Genomic DNA, 25,835 nt, shown 5'->3' with positions numbered 1-25,835 from the left:
GGACCTGCGGCGACGGCTGGCTCAGGACCTCGGCGGCGAGGGTTTCGGTATCGATTGCGCGGATCCGGGCAAACCCCCGCAAAATCCGCTGCTCGCCGCGGTCATGGCGCTCGTGGCCTAAGTGAAAGAGGGAAACTTCAGTCGTAGAGGAAGGCGTGGTAATTGTCCGGGAGTTGCATATAGCCGACGACCTGGCCGACGGCATTGACACCATAGGCGAAGTTCCAGTAGGTGGCCGTCTCGAAGCCGGGCAGGATGCGGGCGGTATAGTTTCCGGTCGGACCGGGCTCCCAGATCGCCGGCCGATAGCCGTAGGTGATGGTGCCGGGCGGGTTAACCCCATCCGGTGGCATCTGATAAGAGGCGCCGCCGACGATCAGTCCCGAGTCATTGATCTTATAGGCATACATCACGTCCGAGCCAGTGATGCCAGGCAGGGCTTTCGGCGTTCCGCCGGCCTTGGAGAGAAAACCGACCTCGGTCCAGGTCGACCCGGTCCAGGAGCCCATCATATGCCCGACCACGTCGCCTAAGTTATTGACCGCGGTGGCGCCGTCATTGCGCCCGAGCGACAGCCCCAGGGGTGCAGTCATGCCGGACGCCGCCGTGAAGGTAAAGGCGTGTTCATAACCGCCGGGACCGTCCGCCATCCCCGCAACCAGACCGAGATCATTGACCGCCCTGGGAATGACCGAATCGTTCCAGGTGTTCCCGCTGGCGTCGGACGTATAGCAAGCCTGGGTCGCGCAGACGGCATATTGGCCCAAGTTGGTCATCCCGGTCTGGGGCGACCATAGGAAGCCACGGGCCTGCGCGTTGTAGCCATTGCCGCTCTGCGTCCCGGAGACGCCGACCAGCTCGCCGGCACCATTGATATCGAGCGCCTGGCTATAGGCGTCACCCGGGTTCAAGACGCCGAGCCAGGTCAGGGTGTAGCCGGGTGCAGCGGCGTACGCTGGTCCAGTCTGGAGGGCAATCGCACAAGCCGCGGACAGGGCACTGAGACGTAACGGGGATTTTTGCATCGGTCGGCACACGTTTTGTTAAAGATTCAGTCGCCCGGGGCGGGAGCAGGCCCCAGGCAGTGCCGGACATGTCCGACGCTATTAGCCGGATATCCTAACGGACCAAATGTTTTAGTCAAGTATTTTCTTGTGCCAAGACCCTCAATACCCAGACAAATGGCCCACGGCCGGACGGATGCTGCCAGCGCCCCGTCGCGGCCAGGTCGTCAGAGGCTATTCCGAACTCAGGCGAGTACGCCGGTGGTGGGGTCTCACCGGCACTGCCCGCGCTGCCCTCAACTGGGGAGGTCAGGGTCGGCTGCGGGTGCGCATCGGCGCTTGGCGCTGCGCCCTAGGGGATGGGGCGGCCGGCCGCCGCGCGGTAACGGGCGGCCGGTTTGCCCGCGCCATTGAACAGGGTCAACTCGCCGCCCTCGATCCGGTAACCGGTCACGGTGCCGAGGGCCGCGGCGTAGTCGGCCGCCTGTTCCGCCGCGCCTTCCGGACCCTTGCAGACCATGCGGGTGCTGGCCAGTGGGCCGATGGTCAGGGTCTCACCGGTCAGGGTGTAGCCGCTCATATACCGATTGCAGCCGTCGGTACCGCCTAAGGTCCCGTCATCGCGCAATTCCAGCGTGAGGGCGGTGCCGTTCAGGGCCGAGACCATGGCCTGTTTGCCGTTGTTGTAGGCGGTGAGTTGCCATTGTCCCACCAATGGGGCGGGCCGCAGCGCCAGCAGGCGCAGTAGGGGCTCGCCCGTGGCGTCCAGCAACTGAAGTTGTTCGCCCTCCAATCGATAGGCCGCGACCTGGGTCAGGGCCACGCCGACCGCCTGCTCCTGCTTCATCAGTGGCTCCGGGCAGGCCATCATGGTCGATCGGATGGTGGGCTTGAAGGTCAGCCGATCGCCCGCCAGGGTGTAGGCCCCACCGAGTTGGTTGCAGCCGAGGCTGCCCGCGAACTGTCCCGCCTCGAAGCGGAACCTGGCCGGGTACTGGCCCGCGGCAATCTCGTTCAGCGTGTCGCCGGCACGATAGGCCGTCGGTGACCAGGAGCTGCCCTCCAGGGTCGGCGCGGCGACGGCGCTGCCTGCGGCCGGGCCGGTCGCGGGCGCGTCGGTGTCGGCCGCGCTCACCGGCAAGCAGGCGACGAGGATCAGGGCTAGTACAGCGCTGGTGGGTGAGTGCTTCATCGTGGGGGGTCCTCAAGTGTTATGGGCTGGCCACGGTCGCCGGAGATTGCGCGGGGCGCACCGACGAGCGTCTCGGTTGCGAGTGTAGCGGCGTAGACCCGGTGCCAACAGCGGCAGGTGTCTGCGGTGTCGCGCTCGCGGCCTCGCGTGCGACTGCCGCGATCAGCTCGGCCGTCGGGCAGGCGTCGGCGGGCAGGCCGCGCGTGCGTTGATAGTCCTGGACCGCGTCCCGCGTCTTCAGCCCGATCAATCCGTCCGCCTCGCCCGCGTCGAATCCCAGGCTGGCGAGCCCCTCTTGCAGCGCGATCACGCCGCGGCGCGGCAGGGCACGATCCCCGGGCGGCGGCCGGCCGACGAGTGGCCCGGCGCCCCTGAGCCGATCGGCCAGATAGCCGGCGGTGAGTGCGTAATGAAGCGAGCGATTCCAGTCAAGGATGACGTGGAAATTCGGGTAGACCATGAAGGCGGGGCCGCGGCTCCCCGCGGGCAGGACGATGGAGGTCGCGGTGTCGCCCCCCGGCAGGGGTTGCGCGTCGGCGCTCAACACCCCCAGGCGGCGCCACGCGTCCAGCGATTTGGTGACGCTTAACCTGGTCTGGGAGAGGTCGAATCCCGGCGGCAATCTCACTTCCCGGCCCCAGGGTTGGTCGCGTTGCCAACCGCTGGCGGCGAGATAAATGGCCGCAGACTCCAGCGCGTCGGGGGTGCTGTTCCAGATATCGGCGCGCCCATCCCCGTCGCCATCGCGCGCATAACGCCGGTAGGTGGAGGGCATGAACTGGAGTTGACCCATGGCGCCCGCCCAGGAGCCGGTCATCTCGGCGACGGCGACCGCGCCGCTGTCGAGTATGCGCAGGGCCTCGATCAGCTCGGTGGTGAAGCGTTCCCGGCGCCGGCCGTCATAGGCCAGGGTGGCGAGTGCGGCGACCACCGGGATGGTGCCCGGTTGAGCGCCGTAATCGCTCTCCATGGCCCAGAGTGCGACCAGCACGGCGCCCGGGACGCCGTGGCGCCGTTCGATGTCTGCGAGCAACGCGGCGTGCTCGTGCAGCAGCGCCTGGCCGCGGGCGATGCGCCCCGGCGAGACCTGGGCCTTCAGGTAGCCAAAGAAGGTGCGGGTGTATTCGCTTTGGTGCCGGTCGAGTGCGATGACGGCTGGCAGCGGTATGACATCGCGGAAGGCCGCGTCCAGGGTGGCCTGGGCAATGCCGAGCCGCTGGGCGTAGGCCGCGAGCGCGTCGCGCCAAGTCTCAAAGGGGGCGGGCGGCAGCGGTAACGTCGGTGGTTCGGGCGATAGCGCGGCGCTGGGTGTGGCGGGCTGCGGGGGCGGCGCGGGCGCAGCCGAGCGGTTGGCGGGTCGTGTGACTGTCACGCGCGGTTCGCGCGACGCGCTCGGCCGCTCCCGTCCCTGGTCGTCCATCCCGAGCTCGCGCAGCCCGAGGGCTGCCAGGCCGCCGAGCAGGATCGCCGCGCTGGCCGCGCCCAGCCAGCGACCCGCGGTCATCTTGAGTCCCCATTGACTGTCTGCTCGATCAGCCGGATACCGCCCTCCGCCACGCCGCTGCTGTGCAAGCCGGCGAGGTCCCCCGAGAACTCCGCGGGCAGCACGAAGGCCCGGGGGTCGGTGGCCGGCAGGCTGATCAGATTCATCAGTGTCTCTTGGTGCTGGCGGGAGACATTGCCCACCCACAGCGGCGTGCCGTCGTCTAATCGCAGTCGCGTCGGCCAGAGGCGCAAGACCTCCCGTTGGTCCGCGCCGGTGGTCTTGGTGAGGGCCAGGCTCTCCTGGCGGCCGTCGTGGACCTGGGGAATCACGGGTATTTCGGCCAGCGGCAGCGAGGGGGACAGCAGCCGCAGTGCATCGCCCCAATCGAGCGTCGCTGCGCGCTGCCAGCCATACCCCGCCAGCGCCGCACCCAAGGCGGCCGGGTCGCCCGCGTACTGGATGGTCAAGGGGTGGCGATGGCGCTGGCTCAGGTCTTCGCGACGGCGCGGGAGCTGTGCCCAGGCGCCCGCGTGCCAGGCGGCGCGCGTCACCGCCGCGATGCGCGGCGTCGGGGTCAGACGGGCGAGTTCCCGCTCGCCGCCGATCCAATGATGCAGGCCGAGGCCCGCCGTCAGGCCAAGTGCCACGACGATCCCGAGCCGGCCGGGGCGCAGCCCCGGCCGGCTATGGCAGTGGTAGGCGAGCCCCAATGCCGCGACCCACACGAGCCCCAAGGCGATGCTGCCGAGCACCCCGGTACACCACTCCGCGCCCAGGTAGACCCGCGCCGCGGCGACCGCCGCGACGGCCGTGGTGGCCAGGGCGTAAGGCACCCAGCGCAGCGGTTCCCGCAGGGCGCGGGCGGTGGCGACGGCCAGGAAACCATAGACACTGGTGGCGAGCAAGACCGGCCCGCTGGGGAAGGACCAGGGCAGGGTGAGTTGCAGGCCCAGATCGGGGCGGGGTACCGCGAGCAGGACGCCCAGCAGTGGGGTGGCCGCCAGCGGGAAGGCGGCGGCCGCCAGCCAGTAGTAGCCGTGACGGCCCCGGCCGCACGACCACAGCCAGGCATAGACCACGAGCACCGCCGGCAGGACTAAGCTGGGGCTCCCGAAGGCGGCCAGTGCGATCATCAGTCGGTCGCCAACCGGGGTGCGCAGGCTTTGGCCCAGGTCCAGGGCGGCGCGATTGAGTCCCAGTTCATGGGGTCCGAACAGGGTCAGGCCGGTGATCGCCCCGACCGCCAGGGCGGCGAGCATGAGGAAAAAGGCGAGACCGGCCAACGCGCGGGCATCCGGGTGCGCGGGGTCCGCCAGGCTGTGGGCGATGCGGCCCATGGTGGGGTGCAGGTTGGACCAGCGCAGCAACCCCCGCAGCCAGGCGCTGGCGTGGGGGGCGAGCAGGCGGTAGACCCGATGGGCCAACCAGAAGGTGAGCGACAGGGTGGCCAGCAGGAGCAGACCGAGGATGGCCAGGCGCAGGGCCGCCTCGGCGGCGAGTTTCAGTGAGGCCCCCAGCACCATGCCGGGGATGAAATAGGTGAGGTTCTGGGCGATGGCGGATGAAATATTGGCCGCATAGAAGCGGCGCGCCGGCATGTTCAGCATCCCGGCGACCAGCGGGACGAAGGCCCGGCTGGGTCCGACGAAGCGGCCGACCACGACGCTCCAGGCGCCGTAGCGGTCAAAGAACGCGATCCCCTGGTTGAGCGACTCGGGGTAGCGGCAGAAGGGCCAGACGCCGCGCAGGCGCTCCTTGAAGTGGTGTCCGACGGTATAGCTCAGGCCGTCGCCCAGGATGGCCCCGGCGACCGCGGCGCCGAAGGCCGGCCAGAAGTGGATGGCGCCGGTGGCGATGAGTGCCCCGGTCGCCAGCAGCAGGATCACCCCCGGGACGATGAGCCCGACGATGGCGGTCGACTCGCCCATGGCGACCGCGAAGATCGCCAGATAGGCCAGGCCCGGGTGGTTGCCCACCCAGGCCAGGACCTGGTCGAACTGCGCTTCCACCGGCGCCGCGGGTCCGTGTCTAGGCGGCGATCCGGGCGAAGGCCTGGGCGGCGGCGTCCAGGGTGGCCTCGATCTGCGCGTCCTCGTGGGTGCTGGAGACGAACCCGGCCTCGAAGGCGGAGGGGGCCAGGTAGACCCCCAGGTCCAGCATGGCGTGGAAGAAGGCGCGGAACTGGTCCTGGTTGCAGGCGGTGGCCTGGGCGTAGTTGGTCACTGCCGGTGCGTCGGTGAAGAAGAGGCCGAACATCCCGCCGACCCGGTTCACCGTCAGCGGGACGCCGGCGGCGCGGGCGCGCTCCACCAGTCCGTCGGTGAGCTGCACCGTCCGCTGGGCGAGCCGGTCATAAAAGCCGGGGGCGGAGATCAGTTCCAGGGTCTTCAAACCCGCCGCCATGGCGATGGGGTTGCCCGACAGGGTGCCGGCCTGGTAAACCGGACCCAGGGGGGACAGGCGCTCCATCACCTCGCGCCGGCCGCCGAAGGCCCCCACCGGCATGCCGCCGCCGATGACCTTGCCGAGCGCGGTGAGATCCGGGCGGATGCCGTAATGGCTCTGGGCGCCGCCCAGGGCGACACGGAAGCCGGTCATGACCTCGTCGAGGATCAGCAATGCGCCGTACCGATCGCAGACCGCCCGCAGCCCTTCCAGGAAGCCGGGCACCGGGGGGATGCAGTTCATATTGCCGGCGACCGGCTCGACGATGATGCAGGCGATCTCGTGACCGATCTTGGCAAAGGTCTCCTCGACCTCCTTGAGATCGTTATAGGTCAGGGTGACGGTGAGTTCCGCCAGGGCCTGGGGGACCCCGGGGGAGCTGGGCTCGCCGAAGGTCAGCGCACCGGAGCCGGCCTTGACCAGCAGCGAGTCGGCATGACCGTGATAGCAGCCCTCGAACTTGACGATCTTGTCCCGGCCGGTGAAGCCGCGGGCCAGGCGCAGCGCGCTCATGGTCGCCTCGGTGCCGGAGCTGACCATGCGCACCATGTCCATGCTGGGGACCAGGCTGCACACCAGATCGGCCATGGTGGTCTCAAGCGCGGTGGGGGCGCCGAATGAGAGCCCCTTGTCGAGCCGCTCCCGCACCGCGGTCAAGACCTCCGGGTGGGCGTGGCCCAGGATCATCGGACCCCAGGAGCCGACATAGTCGATATAGCGCTTGCCGTCGGCATCGAAGGCGTAGGGTCCCTGCGCGCTCTCGAAGAACACCGGGTCGCCGCCGACCCCGCGGAAGGCGCGCACCGGTGAGTTGACGCCGCCGGGGATGTGGCGTTGGGCGGCGGCAAACAGGTCGTGTGATCGGCTCATCTGGGAAACTCCGTCGGGCGCGAGCCCGGTTCAAATTGTTGGCTGTAGGCCCGGGCCGCCGCGGCGATATCCGGGGAGGAAAAGACACCGGTGATCACGGCCAGCAGGTCGGCGCCGGCCGCGATCAGCAGCCGGGCATTCTGTGGCGTGATGCCGCCGATCGCAACCAGTGGCACCGTCAATTGTGCGCGCGCCTGGGTCAGGAGGCGCGGGCTGGGGCGCACCGCGTGCGGTTTGACGGTGGAGGGGAAGAAGCTGCCGAAGGCGCAATAGTCGGCCCCGGCCCGGGCGGCGCCCACTGCCAGGTCCAGACTGTCGTAGCAGGAGACGCCGACGATGGCGTCCGCCCCCAGGCGGGCGCGGGCGGCGGCCGGGTCCGCGTCGTCCCGGCCCAGGTGGACGCCGGCGGCGCCGATGGCCAGGGCGAGCTCGACGTCGTCATTGACGATCAAGGGGACGGCGGCGCGGTGGCACAAGGCGAGCAGCGCGGTCGCCTCGGCCTGGCGGCGCTCGGGGGAGAGCCCCTTGGCCCGGTATTGGATCAGCCGGGCGCCGCCCGCGATGGCCGCCGCGACCTGGGCGAGGAGGGCGTCGGCCGCGCAGTCTGCCGGTCGGTCGGGGGTGATGGCATAGAGTCCACGCAGCGGCCGGTTCATGGCGCCGCCCCGGTGTCGGCGGGGGTGGGCAGGTCGAAGAGCCGATTGGGCGTGAGTTGACCGCGGCCGGTGCGAAAGGCGCGGGCCAGGCTGGTCCAGGTATAGGCCTGGGCCGCTGCCACCGCGGTCGGCACGGTGAGTCCCAACGCCAGGCGGGCGGCGATGGCGCTCGCCAGGGTGCAGCCGGAGCCGTGGTATTCGCCGGGCAGACGCGGCCAGGTCTGGGTCTGTTCGCTGCCGTCGTCCCCGTAGAGGTCGCTCCCATAGCGGTCGCTCCCATAGAGTCGGTCGCTCCCATAGAGTCGGTCGCTCCCATAGAGTCGGTTGGTCACGTCCGGGGCATCTTCATGGGTGCCGGTGATCAGCACCCAGCGCGCCCCGGCCGCCAGCAGGTGCCGCGCGCACGCCGGTGCGTCCACGGCACCGCTCAGGCGCTGCGCCTCCGGCAGGTTGGGCGTCACCACGGTGACTCGACGCAGCAGGTCCGCGCGTAGCGCCTGAACCAGCGCGGTGTCCGCCAGCGGCCGGCCCGCCCCTGAGGCGAGCACCGGGTCGAGCACCACCGGGAGCCCCGGGTGGTCATCCATGATGGTACACAGCACCGGCACGAGGCGCGCATCGCCGATCAGTCCGATCTTGATGGCCGCAGGTACTCCGTCCGCGAGCAGGGCGCGGCACTGGGCCTCGATCTGGGCTGGCGGTTGCGGATAGACGGCCCGCACCCCAAGGGTGTCCTGATCGGTCAGGGCGGTGACGACCGTGAGTGCGAAGGCGCCGGCGGCCCGCACCGCCTCGGCGTCCGCGCCGATGCCGGCGCCGCCGCTGGGGTCGTGACCGCCGATGCACAGTACGGTCGGGGGATGGAGGTCCATGGTTCAAGTCTCGGTCGGTGAAGCGGCAGGGCGGTCGCCGGTGGTGGTCCAAGCGGCGGCCATACCCTTGTAGTGGGTTGATTATGTCACTATCTTGACCGGCTGATTGTGCCTGCCGGACCCCGGCGGGCGCCACTTGCCGACGGCGCTGGGTGCCTCTGCCCGGCGCGCGATGCTTCAGACGGAATCCTAATGAAAACGTATATCTGTGTAATTTGCGGCTGGATCTATGATGAGGCTAAGGGTTGGCCCGATGAGGGTATCGCCGCCGGGACCCGCTGGGAGGATGTCCCGGCGCAGTGGCGCTGCCCTGAGTGTGGTGCCGGCAAGGACGATTTTGAACTGGTCGAGTTATGACTTTTTGACTGGAATGATTGATTAATCGGCTTGGTTTCTGTTAGATTCCTGCGTAACTTTCGAGCTATCGGAGAAGACCCAGCATGTCTGCACCCCTCACCCAAGAGCATCTGACCCTGACCTCGCCGGCCGCGGCCAAGATGAGCGAACTGTTCTCCCAGGTCGACGACAGCATCCAGGGGGTCCGCGTGTTCGCAACCTCCGGCGGCTGCCATGGGATCGGCTTCGGTATGACCTTCACCGACGAGATCAATGACGACGACGGCGTCTTGGCCTGCGACGGCTTCAAGGTCGTGGTTGACGACGGCACCCTCGACCACCTGCGCGGTGTAGAGATCGATTTCGTCGAAAACGCAGAGGGGCAGGCCACCTTTGTGTTCAACAACCTGCCCCAGCCCGCGGGCGGCGGTTGCGGGAGCTGCGGTTCCAACTCCGGCGGCGGCTGCTCCTGAGGCGAGGCGTGCGGGCGCCCCGCGGCTCTTGGTAGCCGCGCCAGGCGGACGCACCGGTCCCTGATCGAGAGCGGCTCCGGCCGCTTTTTTTGTTAGAGAGTTCAGTCATGATCAAGGTCGGAATCGTCGGCGGCACCGGTTACACGGGCGCCGAACTGCTGCGCATCCTGTTGCGTCATCCCAGCGCCGAGGTGGCCGTGATCACCTCGCGCGGTGAGGCGGGCACGGCGGTCGCGGACCTCTTCCCCCACCTGCGCGGCGAGTCCGATCTGTGCTTCAGCGAGCCCGACCCGGCGGCGCTCGGCGCCTGCGATGTGGTGTTTTTCGCCACGCCCAATGGGACGGCCATGGGGCAGACCCCGGACCTGCTGGCGCGTGGGGCGCGCGTGATCGACCTGGCCGCGGACTTTCGGCTCAAGGACCCGGCCGTGTGGGAGGCGTGGTACGGGATGCCGCACGCCTGCCCAGCGTTGCTGGCCGAGGCGGTCTATGGGCTGCCTGAGCTCAATCGGGCGGCGGTGCGCACGGCGCGCCTGATCGCCAATCCGGGTTGCTACCCGACTGCCGTGACCCTGGGCCTGGTCCCCTTGTTGGCCGCCGGTCTGGTGGACCCGGACTGGCTGATTGCAGACGCCAAGTCGGGCGCGAGCGGCGCCGGGCGCAAGGCCGAGACCGGGCTCCTGATGGCCGAGGTGGGCGAGGGCTTCAAGGCCTATGCGGTCGGCGGGCACCGTCACGCCCCCGAGATCGGCCAGAACCTGGCCCAGGTGGCCGGCCAGCCGGTCGGGCTGACCTTTGTTCCCCACCTGCTGCCGATGATCCGCGGGATCGAGGCGACCCTCTACGCGCGCTTGCTTGATGGCGACGCGGTCGGCGACCTGACCGAGCTGTATGCACAGCACTATGCCGGTGAGGCCTTCGTCGATGTGATGCCGGCCGGGGCCAATCCGGATACCCGCTCCGTGCGCGGCAGCAACCTGTGCCGCATCGCCGTGACGCGCCAGGCCGGCTCCGCGGCGGTCATCGTCCAGTCGGTGATCGACAATCTGGTCAAGGGTGCGGCCGGGCAGGCGGTTCAGAACATGAACCTGATGTTCGGGGTGGAAGAGACCGCCGGTCTGGGTACCATCGCCCTGCTGCCCTGAACCCGGAAGGTCCGATTTTCTTTGCCAGGCTCGCCGCTCGGCCGTCGCCTAGGGCGGTTGAACTGCCTGTTACTCAGACGCAAATTAGACAATTATCGCAACCTCTACGAGTACGACACCCCATGAGCGACGCCACCTCTGCCGATTCGTCCCCCGATTCGCCCTTGATCTTCACCTCGTCCGCGGCGGCCAAGGTCGCCCGGCTCATTGTTGAGGAAGGAAACCCGGACCTGATGCTGCGCGTCTATATCCAGGGCGGCGGGTGCTCCGGATTCCAGTACGGATTCACCTTCGAGGAGTCGCTGCAGGACGGCGATACTCAGGTCGTGACCGACGGCGTGCGCCTGCTCGTCGACCCCATGAGCATGCAGTACCTGATGGGCGCCGAGATCGATTACACGGAAGGTCTGCAAGGGTCCCAGTTCGTCATCCGCAATCCCAACGCAGCCACCACCTGTGGTTGCGGCTCCTCGTTCTCGGCCTGACGCCAGTGGCTACAGTCGAGTCGTCGCTTGCGCTCATCCGGCGCGGTACTGAGGAAATCCTGCTCGAGGATGCGCTCCGCAAAAAGTTGGAGCGCGGGCAGCCGTTGCGCGTCAAGGCGGGTTTCGACCCGACCGCGCCGGACCTGCACCTGGGACACACGGTGCTCATCAACAAGCTGCGCCAGTTCCAGGAGCTGGGTCACCATGTCCTGTTCCTGATCGGCGACTTCACCGCCATGATTGGCGACCCGACGGGCAAGAGTGCTACCCGCAAGCCGCTGACCCCCGATCAGGTCGCGGTCAATGCCGCGACCTATCAGGAGCAGGTGTTCCGCATCCTCGATCCGGCGCGCACCGAGGTCGTGTTCAACTCGCACTGGATCGAGCCGCTGGGCGCGGCCGGTCTGATCCAACTCGCCGCGCGCCATACGGTGGCGCGGATGCTCGAGCGTGACGATTTCGGCAAGCGCTATCGTGGTGGACAACCCATTGCAGTGCATGAGTTTTTATACCCGCTGATCCAGGGCTACGACTCGGTGGCGCTACGCGCGGACGTGGAACTGGGCGGCACCGACCAGAAATTCAACCTCCTGGTGGGGCGCCAATTACAGGAGTCTTATGGGCAGGAGCCCCAGGTGGTGATCACCCTGCCGCTGCTGGAGGGGTTGGATGGCGTGCAGAAGATGTCGAAGTCGCTCGGTAACTATGTCGGGATCACCGATGCGCCGAACGACATGTTCGGCAAGCTCATGTCCGCGTCGGACGAGCTGATGTGGCGTTACCTGGAACTGCTCAGCGCCCGCAGCATGGCCGAGATCGAGACCTGGCGGGTGGCGGTTGGCGACGGTGCCAATCCGCGTGACATCAAGTTCGAGTTGGCCGCCGAGATGGTCGCGCGCTTTCATTCACCCGCGGCGGCGGTCGCCGCCAAGGAGGCATTTGTCGCGCGCTCCCACGGGGCGGTCCCGGACGACGTGCCGGAACTGTCGGTCACGGCGGACGCCGCCGGTGGGCTGGGCATCGCGAGACTGCTCAAGGACGCGGGTCTGGTCAAGACCACCTCCGAGGCCATGCGCCTGATCGAGCAGGGTGGGGTTAGGATCGATGGCGAGCGACTTGAAGACCCGCGCTTGACCTGTCAGGTCGGCGCCACGCACCTGTACCAGGTCGGTAAGCGGCGATTCGCCAAGGTGCGGGTCGAGGCGGCAGGGGGGGCGTAGAGGGATTTTTGGGGCGGGGATCGCTTTCAAGTACGCGCTCGCCAATCGGCGCCCCGGCCGTCGGGCCGGGTACGCACGCGTCCTGTCAGTAATTGTTGTTATTGTTGTTGCGGCGGCGGCGGTGGTTGTTGTTGTTGTAGTTCTGCTCTCTGGACCTCTGATCCTGATCAACGACTAGGCCGCCGAGGGCGCCGACGCCGGCGCCGATCAGGGCGCCCTTGCCGGCGTTGGCGCTCATGGAGCCAACGGCGGCCCCGGTGGCGGCGCCCACGGCGGCGCCGCTGCCGACGCGCGAGGCGGTCGTCGTGCCGCAACCGGACAGGGCGGTCAGGGAAATTGCGAGTACTGAGAGCGTGACGCGTTTCATTGTATGGTCTCCAAGGTTTAAGTTCAGGTGCCCCGTTGCCCAGGGCTAATTCCCTAGCATCGGTCCATCGGGTCGTCCGGGTTGACTCTGTTTCTCAGTGGTCGGACCGTCTGTCGGCTGCGCCGGTACCGGTACCAAGGGCTCGATGACCAACTCCACCCGCTTGTTGCGGCTGCGCTCCAGCCAGGTCGGCGTCCGATTGCCGATGGCGACCAGGGGCGCCTCCGACCCGCGGCCAATGGGGGCGATCCGCTCGGCGGCGACACCCTTGGCCATCATATAGGCCTTGACGGCCTCTGCCGCGCGCTGCGACTGGCGCAGGTTGTCTTCCGGCTCTCCGGTGTCGTCGGTGTGGACCACCACCTGGATGCGGGTCTGGGGGTTGTCGGTGAGTATCCGCGAGAGCACGTCCAGTGGGCGCCGGGCCTTGGAAGCCACCTTGTCGCCCTTGCTATCGAAGGGGATGCGGTCGGCCAGATTGACCTCGACATGGGTGCCCTTGTTGACTGGTGAAAAGCGCAGATGGTCCAGTGCCAGGGCGACCATGGCGACCGGCTTGGTGACATAGGCCTGGATCTTCTCTTGTCGCAGGGTGCGCTGGCTCATGCCGAGCACCCCGGGGCCATGCTCGAAGGGGGTGGAGGCCGCGGCGGACTTGGGTTCGCTCAGGTTGGCGGTGGGGGGGGTGGTCGCCTTGACCGGTGCTGGGTTCTTTGCCGGGCGGCCAACGCTCGGGTGCTTGGGCTTGTGTTTGGCGGCCTCGCTGGTCCGGGCCTTGGGGGTCGCCGCGGCCTCGGTCTTGCTGTGCGACTTGGCGGTCTCGGTCTTGGCGCGTGGTTTGGCGGTTTCAGTCTTGGCGTGCGGTTTGGCGGACTCGCTCCCCGCGGTGGCCGCGCCGGCCGGGGAGGGCGCCACGGCGAGTGTACCCAGGATCAGGGCCGAACCGCCGGCGACCAGCGTCATGACGAGCCGGCGCCACTGGGGCGGGATCGACAGCGGCCGCCGGGCGTGCGGCAACGGGTGCGCTTTGACTTGCATCCTTATCCTCTTTGCTTGTTGGCCCCGGGTGGGGCCATGACGGGGCCCGGTCGGTGCTCGCGGTTGATTTTCAGAACAGACGTTGAGTCAAGGGGGCGGGGCGTCCGACCCGTAACCTTGGCCCCCGGCTCGGCGCGCTGGTCGGGGTTCCTGACAACATGGCCGATTCGGCGCGGTAACATACCCGCTTTCCGGGGCGAATGCTCAGATCCATTCGCCGACCATGACCGCTTGACACCCGGAGCGCAACCTCTGTCCGCCCATACCAACGTGAACACCGATCCATTTCCGACCGACCATGACCTTCAGACCTGTCTGATCGCCGACCGCCAGACGCTGCGGGGGCGCCGGCGCGGGCTGCGTCGACGCGCCTGCGAGGGGCAGCCGATGGACCAGGGCCTGGTGGCGCTGTGGGCCGCGGTGCGCACCTCCCAGGCACTGGCGGAGCGCCGCCGCGCCCTGGTCCCGGCCATTGCCTACCCGCCTGAGCTCCCGGTGAGCGAGCGGCGCGCCGAGGTCGCCGAGCTCATCCAGGCCCACCAGGTGGTGGTGCTGTGCGGTGAGACCGGCTCCGGCAAGTCCACCCAACTGCCCAAGATCTGTCTGGAACTGGGGCGCGGTGTAATGGGGCGCATCGGCCACACCCAGCCGCGGCGCATCGCCGCCCGTAGCCTGGCGAGCCGGGTCGCCCAGGAGTTGGGCAGCGAGCTCGGCAATCTCGTCGGTTACAAGGTGCGCTTCCACGACCGGGTGTCCCCACAGACCTGCATCAAGCTGATGACCGACGGCATGTTGCTCGCCGAGGTCCAGCACGACCGTGCCCTGCTGGAATATGACACGCTCATTATCGACGAGGCACATGAACGCAGCCTGAACATCGATTTTCTGTTGGGCTATCTCAAGGAGCTGCTGCCGCGCCGCCCGGAGCTGAAGCTCATCGTCACCTCCGCCACCATCGACCCCGGGCGCTTCGCCCGGCACTTTGCCGACGCGCACGGCACCCCGGCGCCGGTCATCGAGGTGTCGGGCCGCACCTACCCGGTGGAGGTGCGTTACCGCCCGCCGGCCGACGATGAGAGCGCCGGTGAGCGCGACGACGCCATGCAGCAGGCGATCTCGGACGCGGTGGCCGAGCTGGCGCGGGAGGGCCGGGGGGACGTGCTGGTCTTTCTGTCGGGCGAGCGCGAGATCCGCGAGACCGCGGAGACGCTGCGCAAACACCACCCGCCGTCGACCGAGATCCTGCCGCTGTTCGCGCGCCAGGGTTACGAGGAGCAGGCGCGGGTCTTCAAGTCCCACGGCACCCGCCGCGTGGTGCTGGCCACCAATGTGGCGGAGACCTCGCTCACGGTTCCCGGCATCCATTACGTGGTGGACCCGGGTTTTGCCCGTATCAGCCGTTACAGCCACCGTGCCCGCGTCCAGCGCCTGCCGGTGGAGCGCATTGCCCAGGCCTCGGCCAACCAGCGTCAGGGCCGCTGCGGGCGGGTGGCGGCCGGCGTCTGCATCCGGCTCTATACGCAAGACAACTTCCAGGCGCGCGCCGGCTATACCGAGCCCGAGATCCAGCGGACCAACCTGGCCGCCGTCATCCTCCAGATGAAGCTTCTGGGCTTCGGCGGCATCGAGTCATTCCCCTTCCTGGACCCGCCGGACGGGCGGCTGATCGCCGACGGTTACCGCACCCTGGAGGAACTCTGTGCGATCGACCCGCGGGGCGAGCTGACGCCGCTTGGGCAGCATCTCGCGCGCCTGCCGGTGGACCCGCGGATCGGGCGCATGTTGCTCGCCGCCGCCGAGCACCACTGCCTGGCCGAGGTGCTGGTGATCGCCAGCGCGCTGAGCATCCAGGACCCGCGCGAGCGCCCGCAGGACCGACAGCAGGCGGCGGACCAGATACACGCCACCTTCAACCACCCGGACTCGGATTTCCTGGCGCTGCTCAACCTCTGGCGATTCGTGGAGAAGGAGCGCAAGGCGCTCTCCAAGAACCAGTTTCGCAAGCTGTGCCAGCAGCATTTCCTGAACTGGAACCGGGTGCTGGAGTGGCACGACATCCACGCGCAGCTGCGCGAGCAGTTGCACGAGATCCAGGCGCTCAAGCAGTCGCGGGGGCCGGGGCAGCCAGCGGCGGCCAGCGGCGACCGACCCGCACCGCGGACCCGACGCGCGCCGGGCCAACCGGTAGGGTCCGCTGTGCGGACCAGCGACCTTGAATCCAACGAGGCCCCGGGCACCCCCGAGGAGATCCACCGCGCACTGCTCACCGGCCTGCTCGCCAACATCGGCTTCAAGGACGAGAACCGTGAATACCAGGGCGCCCGCAACAGCCGCTTCGTCATCCACCCCAGCAGCGGCCTGGTCAAGGAGGGTCCCAAGTGGATCGTCGCCGCCGAGCGCATCGAGACCACCCGCCACTATGGGCGCACCGTGGCGCGGGTCCAGCCTGCCTGGATCGAGTCGGCCGGCGCCCATCTGGTGCAGCGGACCTATGCGGAGCCCCACTGGCAGGCGGACTCCGGCCAGGTCGCGGCCTTCGAGCGGGTGACCCTGTTCGGCGTCACCCTGGTGCCGCGCCGCCGGGTCAACTATGGCCCCATCAACCCGGCGGAGGCGCGCGCGATCTTCATCCGCTTCGGCCTGGCCGAGGGCGATTTCACGACCCGTGCCCCCTTCTGGCGGCACAACCGCGAGCTGATCGAGTACGTCCAGCACCTGGAGGCCAAGTCGCGCCGCCGTGACATTCTGGTCGACGAGGAGGCCATCTGCGCCTTCTACGAGGAGCGGGTGCCCGCCGGCATCTACTCCACCGCCCAGTTCGAGAAATGGTTGCGCGAGGCCACCCGCCAGGACCCCAAGTGTCTGCACATGCAGATGGCTGACCTGATGCGCCACGACGCGGCCGGGGTGACGGCCGAGGCCTTCCCCGACGGGATGCAGATCGGCGCCACCCGCCTGCCGCTGGAGTACCGGTTCGACCCCGGCCACAGCGCCGACGGGCTGACCCTGGTGGTGCCGCTCCCGCTCATCAATCAGGTTTCCGGCGAGCGCCTGGAGTGGCTGGTGCCGGGTCTGCTCACCGAGCGTATCGCCGAACTGCTGCGCGGCCTGCCCAAGGGCATCCGCAAGGGTCTGGTGCCGATCCCAGACACCGCCGCGCGCCTGGCCGCCCGTCTCAAGCCCTCCGACCGGCCGCTGATCCAGGCCCTGGGCGAGTCGATTGCGGAGTTGACCGGCATTCAGGTCCCGGAGGGCGCCTGGGACCCTGGCGCCATCCCCGAACACTTGCGCATCAAGGTCCGCCTGGTGGACGACGCCGGTCAGGAGATCGCCACTGGCGCCGACCCGGTGCAACTCAAGCGTGAGCATGGCGGCGCGGGCCAACAGCGTTTCGCCGCGATCCCGGCGAGCGGTCTGGAGCGCGAGGGGCTGACCCGCTGGACCTTCGGGGACCTGCCCGAGCAGGTGGATCTGACCCGCGCCGGCATCCAACTGCGCGGTTATCCCGCCCTCGTGGATACCGGCGATGCAGTCGCCATCCGCGTCCTGGACTCCGCCGCGGGCGCAGCGCTCGCCATGCGCGCCGGGTTGCGGCGGCTCTTCATGCTGCACCTGGGCGCGGAGCTGCGGGTGCTCAAGAAGGGGCTGCCCGGCCTCGCCCGCATGGCGCTGCAATATGCCAAGGCCCCGGCCGCACCGGACTGGGAGCGCCGCACCCCAGTGCGGCCCGGCCCTGCCGCGCCCGTGACGCCCGAGTCCGCCAAGGCCACCGCCGTCAGGCAGCCCCTCGCCCCGGACCTGGCCGACGAACTCCTGGCCCTGATCCTGGATCTGACCTTCGTCGAGTCGCTGGAGCCCATCCGCACCCAAGCCGCCTTCGAGTTGCGCTTGACCAGCCGCAGGCCACGCCTGGCCACCACCGCGCAGGAGGTCTGTGCCCTGGCCACGGCCATCCTCGACGCCTATCAAACAGTGCGTCAACGCCTCGCCGCCATCACCCAAGTCAACTGGAAACCCGCGGTGGACGACCTGCGCGCTCAGCTCGACCGCCTGGTCTTCCGCGGCTTCCTCCAGGCGATCCCCTACATGCACCTCAAGGACTACCCGCGCTATCTCAAGGCCGCGGACCTGCGCGCCCAGGCGCTGCTGCACGCCAGCGCCCGCGACCAGCAGCGCATGGCCGAGCTGGCGCCGATCGAGGCGCGGTGGCGTGAGCGCAACGTTGCCGCACAGCAGGCCGGCCGCGAGGACCCGCGCCTGGATGAGATCCGCTGGATGCTGGAAGAACTGCGGGTCTCATTCTTCGCCCAGTCGCTGGGGACCGCCTATCCGGTTTCGGTCAAGCGCCTTGATGTCAGGTGGCGGGAGTTGGGGTTGTAATGCGGCTGCGGATGCGCTGGTCAGGGTCAGACGGGGTCAGACGGCTTGCCAACAGATAAGGCGGCGATTACTCTCCGGGATCTTGTCGACGATGGAAGACCGACTATGCTGTCATTTCCATTTGGCCTCTTGGCTCCATCCGTGTCGAGGACCTCATGACACCCGCGTTCAAGGACCTGGAAGAATTGCTTCGCTCCACCTGCCGCAGCGGCGATCCAAACCTTGCCGCCTATGGTGAGAACTACCTGTTCGAGGAGCGCGTCTCTGGGCCGCGGCAGGGGGCCTATGAATCCGCCCAGCAAGGCAATTCAGCCGATTTCGCTGCATGGGACCGCTGGCACCGGGATCAGTATCTCCCCCGCGCGATCCACCGCGCCGTGCCCGAGACCTTCACCGGCATCAATGCGGAGGCGGCACATTCCTCGGCCCTGGGTGAGGACCAATGGCTGGTGCGGGTCGAAAACCTTCGGTATGCCCTGGGTGAGAACGGGCTGACCATCGATCGACTCCACGAACTCCTGACTGCGGTACAGGACGGGCGCCGAGATCCAAAGTACGATCTACTGGACGCGGAGGCGTCCCTCGAGGGTGTCTGCGAGTCGCTTAACCGTAACCCCTACGCGGTCCGGCCACGCTTCGCGGGTTTCTACCAGGGGTTGGAGGATACCCTGGCGGCACCGGATTGGCCGGACCTGGTCCGGGACCGGTTTGGACTGGCGCATTTCAACCCCGCGCCGAAGGAGATCATCCCCGTGGCCCTGATGCGCTATCCCGTGCGGGACGTGCTGGCGGCGGCGCGCAAGGCGGCGGACGCGGTCCACCCGATCTGCGTGCCCACCGTCCTGGACCATGAGTTCACCTCCTATTTCGTCCCCGCACCCCGGCAGTTGCCCTATGGTCGCACGCTCCAGCTTGCGGGCGACCCGGACTGCGAGTACAAGATCGCGGAAGTGTTGCACCTGCGGTTGGCCTATCGGGTGGAGCACCTCTTTCGGGTTGGAGTGGTCACGAGACCCGTCGACACCTTGGTGACTCCGGGGCTCGCGCGGTTGCGCGCGGACCACATCTTCTGTCTACAATACGAGAGTGACCGCAACGATTTCGGTGCATTACCCCCGGGATGGTCGAAGCCATGAGCTTATCCGCAACGAAACCACTTCCCAACGACTGGCTGGAGCGCTTCCGTGCCGAGCCCCAGCCGGCCCTGGACGACCTGCTGCGCGGTCTGGCCCGGGTGCCGCCCTATGAGCGCGCCACCCCGTCTGACATTTTGGACCGGCTCTTCGGTGTCCTGGCAGCCGATGATCCGGATCGCCAACGGCTCGATTCGACCCTGTGTGACTGGCTGGCCGGCCGCCGCACCTGCATGACCCCGGATGAACGCGCCGCCTACGGGCTGTCGCGCTTTGTCACTGAGACGATGGACGCATTGTCTGCGGTCTGGCTGTTGCAACTGCCGCGCAGTGGGGCCTGGATTCAGGACCATTACCTCGAACTGGACCAGTGGGCCGCCCCGCTGCGCCTCTCCGAGTCTTGGGACCTGCCGCGCGCCCTGGCCCAGGCGGGGGCGCTCACCCAGGTCGACCAGCGGCTGCAGTTCTACTGGTTGCGGCTGTGCAAAGAAGCGGCTCAGCCGTCGCGGCGAGCCATGATCGACCCGGCCCTCAATGGCCTGAGCCGTCTGCCGGATACGGCCGGGCAGGGCGCGAGCCCGCAGTTGATTGCCGGCCTCGCGCGGTTCGGCGCCGAACTGGAGTCGAACCCCAGGGATCAGCGCGATTTTCTGCGGCGCTGGCGGGCGCTCAAGGCCCGCTTTCCGCGTACCGGTAGGGTCTGGCAAGAGTTGTGGCAGGGAGTCCTGAAGAATCGACAGTTCCAGGACCGGCCCTTCGTTGCCTGGTTGACTGAAACTGAGGCGGTGCTGAGGACGGAGAGTCGCGCTCGGCCTGTGTCGCTTCCGTCCAAACAGCAGATCGATGCGCTTTTCCAGCGGTTGCAGCGTGGGGAGCGTGAATCGGTATTGCCCTATATTCAGAAAATGCTCGATGGCTGCGAGCACTATGCCCAGGGTACTGGCGACGCCCACTTTTTCGTTCGCTCGGCATGTAACTTGGGTAAGGATGTCTTGGCCTGGGCACCCGGCCATGCCCTGGTCTGGGCGAGAGATGCCCTGAGCTGGTCTCCCGCTAATGGATACGCCTGGGACCTGCGCGCGCGAGCCCTTCGTTCCCTCCGCCGTCCGGACCTCGCTCAGGCCGTCTATTGGGAGGCGGTGCGTCGTTTGCCGACCAATGCCGTGGTCCGCACCCAACTTGCACTGCTTCTGATCGATCAGGGTCGCGAGCCGGAGGCCGAGGCGCTCTTGCGTGAGGCCCATGAGCGCGATCCGAGCAGCGCGCATGTGCGTGCTGAATTGGCTCGCCTCTTGGCACGTACCGGCCGGGAGACAGAGGCCGAGGCGTTGCTGCGTCGGACCCTAGACCTGTGTGAATTCTCCCGAAATCCGATTGTCCTCTATACCTTTGCCTTGCTGCTGGTCGCCTGGGGGCGTGTTGAGGAGGCGGGGAAACTGCGTGACCTTTATGTGCGACGATTCGGCGCGAATCAGTGGAGCGAAACTTTGAGCGGTATGATCGCGGCTGGTGCCGAAGGCAGGACTGAGGCGCTTTATCATCTTGCCAAACGCGACCTGCACGGGGAGCCTGCTGACCACCCGATTGCGGCCGATGCCAAACCGGCTGATTGGGCCGTTGCCCGAGAGGAGCAAGCGGCCGCACCGCTACGCCGCGCCGCAGGCGCGAGCCAGGCCGATCTACTGTTTCGCGTCAATGACCCCGTATCCGCGGAGCGCAACCTGGCGGACTTGCTCGCCGACGACCCGGACGACCTCTATCCCCAAATCGTTTGGGCGCTCCATGTCCCGGAACGGCGGCCCCTCCTGGCCGAACGTTACCGCGAGGCCCTGGGTACGCTGTCCCCCCACCTGGCGGGCGCGGACCAGACGACCCCTGCTGCCCATTGGGAACTGCTCGGCGAGACCTTTCCGGAGCGGATGGGACTCATCGACCTGACCCGATTGCTGCGCGCCGGCGCCGACGAGGCCGCCGCCGCACGGTTGGAATATTGGATCGTCGGTGGCCAGGGCGATGACTACCTGCGCGCCCGGCTCCTTGCACAACGGGGCCGGGACGGACGCATCGACCCAGGAAACCAGGAACTGCAAGCTCTCCTCACCGACGCCATCCGCGCGGAAGTCGACCTGGGTGATCGGGTGCTCGGCGAGGCCGCCTGACCGCTGATTCGAGCCGCGCGACCAGCAAATCCTGGCCTGTTGACCACGCCGGATGTGGCCGCGCCCGGGGTCCAGGTCTATTCCTGCATCCCGCCGGAAAAGCGCCCGGACGGGGTCTATGCCTTCGGTTACATGGACGGCACCTCCATGGCCGCACCCCACACCGCCGGGGTCGCGGCCCTGCTGATGGCGGCCCATCCGGAGGCGACGGTGTACCAGGTGATGGCGGCGCTACGCGACACGGCACGGCACCCGAAGGGAACCGCGCGTCGCCCAGACAACCGCTGGGGCTACGGCCTCATTCAACCGGTTGCCGCCTTGGCCGCGCTGGAGTGAACACCATGGGCATGGCGAAGATCAGCCCGGAGTTCGATCGGCGGCTCAACGCCCTTGGTCCAGCGGATCGCATTCAGGCACTGCTCCTGCTGAAGGTCCCGAACCGCGGCAGGCGGGCGGGGACCAGAACCTCAATCGCCGAGCGTGCAGAGGTCGCGGACATGATCGACGCCACCGGGGAGGTCCCGGAGATCGATCGCATCTTGCACGACCACGGCGGGCGCCGACTGGCCGAACGGGCCAATGCCCTGGGGAGTCTGCCGGTCGAGACGCCCCCCGCCGGTCTGCGTGCCCTGGCGGCGTCGGGGCAGGCGCGGGCGATTATTGAGGATCAGCCGATATCGATGGTGCATTGAGCCGCTCGGCAAGGTTCCCCGTGGTCTGTGGCTGTCATTGCCAAGAAAATCCCAGTAATGCCAGGCCGTCGCGAAACAGCCCGAGCGCGAGAATAACCAAGATGACACCAATGAGCCGCGAGCTATAGATGTACAGGCGTCCCGTCAGGAAGCCCCGCGACTTATTGACCGCCAGCGCCAGCAGGACCTTCGCGCCGACCAGCGCGGCATAAAAGGCGCCAATGAACGCCAGCGCCGACCAGCGATCGACCTGGAGTGCGCTGGTCATGGTCGGGCCGCCCACGCTGAACCAGAAGAGATAGGGATAGGGGCTCAGGATGTTGGCTAATATGCCTTTGATCAGCGACCGTGGCGCCGGCTGTCGATCCGCTAGCGCAAGCCCTTGGAAGCGGATGTTCTCATAGCCAAGAAACAGGATATAGCCGCCGCCTGTCAGTGAAATGATGCCGAGCAGGTGGTTGAAATGGGACAGCCCGGCGAAGATGAACAGCGTGGCCGCGATCAATGGCAAATCGGTGATCAGCGGGGCGATGGAAACTTTCAGGCCCGCTTTGACCCCGTGCATGAGCGTTTCCGAAATGACGAGCGTCAACAGCGGTCCCGGGGCGAGCCCCGCGGCGAGTCCCAAGACGGTACCGGTGCTCAGGAAATCGATCATCATGGATTGCTCGCCAGCTCATGTCGCCTTGATGGTCTCAAACGCCGCCAGCGCCTCCAGCCGTGAGCGGGCGAGGTCGACCAGCGGGTGCGGATACTCGTCCCCCAGGGTGATGGCGGCGGCGCGCAGGACGGCGACGGGCGCGGCCCAGGGCTGGTGGATGAAGCGCTCCGGTAGCCGGGCGAGTTCCGGGCACCAGTGGCGGACATAGTCGCCCTGGGGGTCGAAACGTTCGCCCTGGCGGATCGGGTTGAACACGCGGAAATAGGGCGCCGCATCGGCCCCGCAGCCGGCGGTCCATTGCCAGCCCAGGGTGTTGGCGGCCAGATCGGCATCGACCAGGGTGTCCCAAAACCACTGGGCGCCGGCCTGCCAGGGCAGGAGCAGGTTCTTGGTGAGATAGGAGGCGACCACCATCCGTACCCGGTTGTGCATCCAGCCGGTGTGCCAGAGCTCGCGCATCCCCGCGTCGACCAGCGGCACCCCGGTGCGGCCCTGCTGCCAGGCGGCGAGCCGGGCGGCGGCGTCCGCGGTGTGCCAGGGGAAGCGGGCAAAGCGCGGGTCCAGCGGTTCCGCGGTGGTGTGCGGGAAGTGATAGAGCAGGTGATGGGCGAACTCACGCCAGCCGAGCTCGCGCACAAAGACCTCCGCGGCCGGTGCCGCGAGCGACCCGTGCCGCTCCCGGATGAGGGCCAGGAGTCGCCGCAGGCCGATCTCGCCGAAGTGCAGGTGGGGCGAGAGGCTGGAGGTGCCGGGCTTCCCGGGGAGGTCGCGGCCTTGCGCATAGCCCGCGAGTGGGCCGTCGATGAAGCGCCGGGCCTGCGCCAGGGCCGCGGTCTCGCCCGGCTGCCAGCGTTCGGCCAGCCCCTGGTCCCAGCGGATGCGCGGCAACAGATCCAAGGTGTCGACGCCGATCCCGGCCGATTCCTGGTCGTCCAGGTCCGGGGGGCGACGCCACTGGATCGGCGCCGGCAGCGGGGTGAGCTGATCCAGTCCGAGGACGGCCTTGCGCCAATAGGCGCTGAAGACCCGGTAGGGGCCGCCGGTGCCGGTAAGCGGCTCCCAGGGTTCGTGCAGCAGCAGTGCGTTTGAGCTCTCGCAGCGCAGGCCCCGGGCGCGCAGTGCCAGTTTGATGTGGGTATCCCGGGCGCGGGTGGCGGGGTCGTAAAGACGGTTCCAATAGACGCGGGTGGCGCCGGTGCGCTGCGCGATCCGCTCCAGCACCGCCAGGCTCTCACCGGTGGCAATGCGCAGCCGGCTGCCGCGCTCGCGCAGCGCCTGATCCAGGGCCACCAGGCTGCCATGGAGCCACCAGTGTGTGGCGGCCCCGGGCGCCCAGGGGGCCTCTTCGGTCGGCGCATGGATGTAGAGCGGGAGGACCCGCTCATTCTCTGCCATGGCTTGCACCAGGGCCGGGTTGTCGTCGAGGCGCAGATCGCGCCGCAGCCACAGGATTGCGGTGTCGGGGGTCTTGGTCATCGAACGGGGCCGCCGCGGCCCAGTTGGAACGGGTTCACCAGTTCGCCGGCGAGCGACGTTTCGGTAAAGCCATGCTCCAGACTGGGACGCGGTTGGGTGTAGAGCTGACCGTTCAGAATTTCCCCGGTCAGCCGTTCCGGGAGGGCCTCAAGCTGTTCGTACAAGGTCTGCCGCGGTTGTGGACGCGTGCTCATGGTGGGTCCCTCGGGTGGTTGCGCCGGAACGCTAGCCCGGGTGGGCGGTACTGTCAACCGACCTGGCCGGCCGCATCCGCCAGGGTGCCGGCCTTGAACAGCGTTCCCGCCCGGGGCGGCCCGTCAGCAGCAGGCGATACAAGATGCCGAGTCCCCGGCCCATGATCCTGGGCGTGCTCGAGAGCTGCGAGTATGCGAACACCAGCGAAGCGGTTCTGGAGGCCCCGCGCGAGTGGCTGCGGCGGCCCACGCTTCCGGCCGATGAAGCGTGAGCGATCCTGGGTTATCTTGTATTGTCGCTGACAAGCATAGAGGTCGCATCGGTAACAACGCCGGAATCGTCGCCTAGATCGCCTCGTATCGTCACTCTGGCATTTAGCGTATTTGCTATGTCGGCGCCATATTTGGCCTGGTTTCCAGAAAATGAGTTGTGTTCAAGGATCGTCGTTGCAGAATTGAAATTATGTAGTGCTCCACCAAAAAATCCAGCAGAGTTTCCAGAGAAGCGGCAGCGCAGGAACTTGGGTTGTGTCTTGCCGTACTGCGATGCCTGGTCGTCGACAAAAGCGCCGCCGCCATTGCCGTCGGTATGGTTATCGCTGAATGCAACATCGATAAATTCTGCATTGGATCCGTAATTGACCACCGCGCCACCTCCACGATAAGCCGCCCGATTTCCCTCAATGACGCTCTGCTCCATTCTCAGGGATGAGCCAAAGCGCGCTGAGATTCCGCCGCCCATATCGGCACTGTTGCCTATTATTTTCACGCTCCTGAAATACGCCAGTACATCCCCGAAGTTGAAGATTGCCCCGCCATCTCGGGCGTAATTATTGGTAAATAGTGTGTTTCTCACGATGACTGAAGCATCGTGCCCCCAGTTGAGCATGCCCCCACCGAATCCGTCCTTCTGCCGACCGTCCGCATTCCCGTCACGCACGATAAAGCCATCCAGTATCGCGCCTTTGGCGCCGATGACCACATGGTAGGAGTTGCCCGAGACCTCGTTGGCGATTTTGCCCGTAAGTATCGTTGGATTGTGTTCCCAATCACGCTGGGCAAGTTCCGACTCGGTACCGGCAAAGCCGCCATAAAGCGCGATACCCCTTCTTAATACGAACGATTGACGGCGGTTGCCATCGGAGGTCGGTCGATAGGTTCCTTGGGCCACCCAGATTTCGCCACCACCCGCCTTCCCCGCTGCTGCGATAGCGGTCTGCAAATCGGCGAAAGCCGATTGCCAAGAACTGCCGTCGCCGTCTTCCTTTTGAACTGTCCCTTTCACATAGTAGACACGTTGCGGAATCTGCGCTGCGGTCTGCACCTGCTCATCGGTCCCGAAATCCTGCTTGCCGGAGAGGCCCAGCGCATCCGGATAGTCGGGGGTTGCATATTTCAGGATATCGATATCGCTAGTACCGCAGGATGAAAGTGCTCGGACCATGTCAAGCTAGGCTGCCAACGGCTTGCCTTGGTAGGTCCAGCGGAATGGTTTGGCCATTGTCTTGTTGAAATAGTCGATGAAGTTTTTGATTTTCTGGCAAAGGTCGT

At 67.4% G+C, this 25,835-nt stretch carries 23 protein-coding genes; 10 read left to right on the top strand and 13 right to left on the bottom strand.

What is annotated here, in order from left to right:
* Positions 1-137: 137 nt before the first annotated feature.
* The 7 genes from QZX93_RS12850 to QZX93_RS12820 form a co-directional block, all read right to left on the bottom strand.
* Complete coding sequence (locus QZX93_RS12850) at positions 138-1,025, bottom strand: DUF3466 family protein (protein WP_295389512.1); 888 nt, start codon at positions 1,023-1,025, stop codon at positions 138-140.
* Positions 1,026-1,356: 331 nt separating this feature from the next.
* Positions 1,357-2,196 (bottom strand): META domain-containing protein, encoded by an 840-nt coding sequence (locus QZX93_RS12845; RefSeq protein ID WP_295389510.1) that lies wholly within the window; start codon positions 2,194-2,196, stop codon positions 1,357-1,359.
* Positions 2,197-2,215: 19 nt separating this feature from the next.
* Complete coding sequence (locus QZX93_RS12840) at positions 2,216-3,700, bottom strand: lytic murein transglycosylase (protein WP_295389508.1); 1,485 nt, start codon at positions 3,698-3,700, stop codon at positions 2,216-2,218.
* Positions 3,697-5,691 carry a VTT domain-containing protein gene (locus QZX93_RS12835; RefSeq protein WP_295394641.1) on the bottom strand — a complete coding sequence of 665 codons (1,995 nt, stop codon included), beginning with the start codon at positions 5,689-5,691 and terminating at the stop codon, positions 3,697-3,699. The genes QZX93_RS12840 and QZX93_RS12835 overlap by 4 nt, the downstream gene beginning before the upstream one ends.
* A gap of 19 nt (positions 5,692-5,710) precedes the next feature.
* Positions 5,711-6,997, bottom strand: a complete 1,287-nt coding sequence (hemL, locus tag QZX93_RS12830) for a glutamate-1-semialdehyde 2,1-aminomutase (RefSeq protein ID WP_295389504.1) — start codon at positions 6,995-6,997, stop codon at positions 5,711-5,713.
* The gene (gene thiE / locus QZX93_RS12825; protein WP_295389502.1) at positions 6,994-7,653 is read right to left on the bottom strand and encodes a thiamine phosphate synthase; all 660 of its coding nucleotides are present in this window, start codon (positions 7,651-7,653) and stop codon (positions 6,994-6,996) included. Before thiE ends, hemL begins: the two co-directional genes overlap by 4 nt.
* Positions 7,650-8,525: a hydroxymethylpyrimidine/phosphomethylpyrimidine kinase gene (locus QZX93_RS12820; RefSeq protein ID WP_295389500.1), complete on the bottom strand. Its 876-nt coding sequence runs from the start codon at positions 8,523-8,525 to the stop codon at positions 7,650-7,652. The genes thiE and QZX93_RS12820 overlap by 4 nt, the downstream gene beginning before the upstream one ends.
* Before the next feature lie 192 nt (positions 8,526-8,717).
* Here QZX93_RS12820 and QZX93_RS12815 point away from each other — a divergent pair, with 192 nt between their 5' ends.
* The 5 genes from QZX93_RS12815 (at position 8,718) to tyrS (ending at position 12,184) form a co-directional block, all read left to right on the top strand.
* Entirely contained in the window at positions 8,718-8,882 is a 165-nt protein-coding gene (locus tag QZX93_RS12815; RefSeq protein WP_295389498.1) for a rubredoxin, read from the top strand.
* Positions 8,883-8,965: 83 nt separating this feature from the next.
* On the top strand, positions 8,966-9,334 hold the full coding sequence (locus tag QZX93_RS12810) for an iron-sulfur cluster assembly accessory protein (protein WP_295389497.1): 369 nt from the start codon (positions 8,966-8,968) through the stop codon (positions 9,332-9,334).
* 107 nt (positions 9,335-9,441) lie between these two features.
* Positions 9,442-10,479 carry an N-acetyl-gamma-glutamyl-phosphate reductase gene (gene argC / locus QZX93_RS12805; protein WP_295389495.1) on the top strand — a complete coding sequence of 346 codons (1,038 nt, stop codon included), beginning with the start codon at positions 9,442-9,444 and terminating at the stop codon, positions 10,477-10,479.
* 122 nt (positions 10,480-10,601) lie between these two features.
* Positions 10,602-10,964, top strand: coding sequence for an iron-sulfur cluster insertion protein ErpA (gene erpA / locus QZX93_RS12800; protein ID WP_295389493.1), 363 nt, complete (start codon positions 10,602-10,604; stop codon positions 10,962-10,964).
* A 5-nt stretch (positions 10,965-10,969) separates the two neighbouring features.
* Positions 10,970-12,184, top strand: a complete 1,215-nt coding sequence (gene tyrS, locus QZX93_RS12795; RefSeq protein ID WP_295389491.1) for a tyrosine--tRNA ligase — start codon at positions 10,970-10,972, stop codon at positions 12,182-12,184.
* 85 nt (positions 12,185-12,269) lie between these two features.
* On the opposite strand, the gene QZX93_RS12790 is transcribed toward tyrS, so the two are convergent.
* Together QZX93_RS12790 and QZX93_RS12785 are read right to left on the bottom strand one after the other, a co-directional pair.
* Positions 12,270-12,551 (bottom strand): glycine zipper domain-containing protein, encoded by a 282-nt coding sequence (locus QZX93_RS12790; protein ID WP_295389489.1) that lies wholly within the window; start codon positions 12,549-12,551, stop codon positions 12,270-12,272.
* Positions 12,552-12,596: 45 nt separating this feature from the next.
* The gene (locus tag QZX93_RS12785; protein ID WP_295389487.1) at positions 12,597-13,589 is read right to left on the bottom strand and encodes an OmpA family protein; all 993 of its coding nucleotides are present in this window, start codon (positions 13,587-13,589) and stop codon (positions 12,597-12,599) included.
* Positions 13,590-13,859: 270 nt separating this feature from the next.
* Here QZX93_RS12785 and hrpA point away from each other — a divergent pair, with 270 nt between their 5' ends.
* The 5 genes from hrpA (at position 13,860) to QZX93_RS12760 (ending at position 21,953) form a co-directional block, all read left to right on the top strand.
* Entirely contained in the window at positions 13,860-17,969 is a 4,110-nt protein-coding gene (gene hrpA / locus QZX93_RS12780) for an ATP-dependent RNA helicase HrpA (RefSeq protein ID WP_295389485.1), read from the top strand.
* Between the two features lie 155 nt (positions 17,970-18,124).
* Entirely contained in the window at positions 18,125-19,105 is a 981-nt protein-coding gene (locus QZX93_RS12775) for a hypothetical protein (protein WP_295389483.1), read from the top strand.
* A complete protein-coding gene (locus QZX93_RS12770; protein WP_295389481.1) occupies positions 19,102-21,261 on the top strand; it encodes a tetratricopeptide repeat protein in 2,160 nt (719 codons plus the stop codon). The genes QZX93_RS12775 and QZX93_RS12770 overlap by 4 nt, the downstream gene beginning before the upstream one ends.
* 39 nt (positions 21,262-21,300) lie before the next feature.
* Positions 21,301-21,597: a S8 family serine peptidase gene (locus QZX93_RS12765; protein WP_295389479.1), complete on the top strand. Its 297-nt coding sequence runs from the start codon at positions 21,301-21,303 to the stop codon at positions 21,595-21,597.
* Positions 21,598-21,602: 5 nt separating this feature from the next.
* Entirely contained in the window at positions 21,603-21,953 is a 351-nt protein-coding gene (locus QZX93_RS12760) for a hypothetical protein (RefSeq protein WP_295389477.1), read from the top strand.
* A 34-nt stretch (positions 21,954-21,987) separates the two neighbouring features.
* On the opposite strand, the gene QZX93_RS12755 is transcribed toward QZX93_RS12760, so the two are convergent.
* The 4 genes from QZX93_RS12755 to QZX93_RS12740 form a co-directional block, all read right to left on the bottom strand.
* Entirely contained in the window at positions 21,988-22,611 is a 624-nt protein-coding gene (locus tag QZX93_RS12755) for a LysE family transporter (RefSeq protein WP_295389514.1), read from the bottom strand.
* A gap of 18 nt (positions 22,612-22,629) precedes the next feature.
* Positions 22,630-24,090: a deoxyribodipyrimidine photo-lyase gene (locus QZX93_RS12750; RefSeq protein ID WP_295389475.1), complete on the bottom strand. Its 1,461-nt coding sequence runs from the start codon at positions 24,088-24,090 to the stop codon at positions 22,630-22,632.
* The gene (locus QZX93_RS12745) at positions 24,087-24,284 is read right to left on the bottom strand and encodes a hypothetical protein (protein WP_295389473.1); all 198 of its coding nucleotides are present in this window, start codon (positions 24,282-24,284) and stop codon (positions 24,087-24,089) included. Before QZX93_RS12745 ends, QZX93_RS12750 begins: the two co-directional genes overlap by 4 nt.
* A 283-nt stretch (positions 24,285-24,567) precedes the next feature.
* Positions 24,568-25,728, bottom strand: a complete 1,161-nt coding sequence (locus QZX93_RS12740; protein WP_295389471.1) for a right-handed parallel beta-helix repeat-containing protein — start codon at positions 25,726-25,728, stop codon at positions 24,568-24,570.
* Positions 25,729-25,835: the final 107 nt, after the last annotated feature.

The sequence above is a fragment of the uncultured Thiodictyon sp. genome, from assembly GCF_903946935.1.
In the GTDB taxonomy this organism is placed as follows: Bacteria; Pseudomonadota; Gammaproteobacteria; order Chromatiales; family Chromatiaceae; genus Thiodictyon.
This window is presented reverse-complemented; position numbering and strand designations above follow the sequence as displayed.